This is a genomic window from Aeriscardovia aeriphila, from assembly GCF_002259595.1.
Classification (GTDB): Bacteria; Actinomycetota; Actinomycetes; order Actinomycetales; family Bifidobacteriaceae; genus Aeriscardovia; species Aeriscardovia aeriphila.
In genome coordinates, this window is sequence record NZ_MWWU01000007.1 from 1 (window position 1) to 1,285 (window position 1,285).

General features: G+C 54.2%; 2 protein-coding genes. Both read right to left on the reverse strand.

Translation table 11 applies throughout. The features are described from left to right. The coding region (locus AEAE_RS06605) for a hypothetical protein (protein ID WP_148139990.1) at positions 1-373 on the reverse strand (373 nt) is incomplete at its 3' end. Positions 374-455: 82 nt separating this feature from the next. Next, positions 456-1,285, reverse strand: an 830-nt coding sequence (locus tag AEAE_RS06610) for a cation transporter (RefSeq protein WP_148139991.1), incomplete at its 5' end; no start/stop codon positions are given.

Here is a 1,285-nt window from a genome sequence, read left to right on the forward strand (position 1 = left end):
TATGCGCACTCTGGTTTTCGAAAGTGGTCATGTCCAAGCTCGTGTCGACAGGGTCCCACAAACCTTCGTTCACCGAGTCGCCCACCGTGACCACGCGCTGCCACTTTTCCAAGTGGGGCAACACCACACGAGCAGGAAGGTTGCGCACAGTAAATGAAGTAGCCACAGCCGCGCTGGCTGAGTTCATAGCCGCACTACCAGCGTTCGTAGCTGCGCTGCCAGCCTGCGCTGTGACCTGTGCTGAAGCATTCTGCATGCGCGAAACGAAAGGACGGCGAGAAATCGCCTTTTCTATAAGGTGCTGAACCTCCTGGCCAAGAGTTAGCCGATGGCTGTCGGGCTCATCCACCACGTTCACAGTGTGCTGTGCCATGTCATCCTCCCCTTCGCGCGTGCCCTTACCGGCTTCACCTCTAAGCCTAGCGATATCAGCCGGACTTTTCTGGAAAAATGACTTAGTCGAAGACGAAGTTCACATCAACTACAGGAAGCCTCTTCTTCAACGCCTTTTCTAACTCTCGCTTGCATGAGATCATATTCGACACAGTAATCTGCTCACCTGTTCCCGCAATGTACATATCCACGCGGTACTTCATGCCCTGCTTGAAAACAAGAACCTTCTCCAAGTCAGTCTCCTCAGGCTTATGGTCTAAAGCCTGGCTCATCACATAAGCGTTGAGCGAATCATCCGAATGTACACCACCGACCAGCTCAACGAAAGCATCGCGCAACACCTCAAACGGCTCTTTCACAGCGAAGAGCACAATAATCAGCGTGATGAAGAAGTCGCCCGTGTAATGCAGAAAATCGAGCGGAGTACCCGAAGGAAGCACGAGCAGGAACAGCGCGATTGCGCCGATCCCTGCTGAAATTAAACCGTCGACAAGCGTGCTGCTGGCTTCAGCCTGCAGCAGGGAACTGGCGTTGTTAATCTCGTGGTTTTCTGCCCTATAGTAAGCCCACAAGCTAAAGCACAAAACGAGCACCACCAGCTCATACACCAGCACCGGGCCTAAACTCATATGCTCGCCGCGGCCGTACACGAAGTATTCGAAAGCCGCGCTACCAGCCTCGAGCAGCGAGAAGGCGAGCAGTGAGATCGTGAAGATCGCCTTGCAAATCGCGTAAATTGGCTCCAAAGCAAACATGCCGTACGGGAAGCGTTTCGTTGCGCGCACGCTTCCCGACGAGCGGTAGACGTCGACAATTCCCGACACTACCGAGATGACGGTGAACGCGGTGTCGAGGAACATGGCTTGCAAGCCGGTCATGAGCACGACGACTA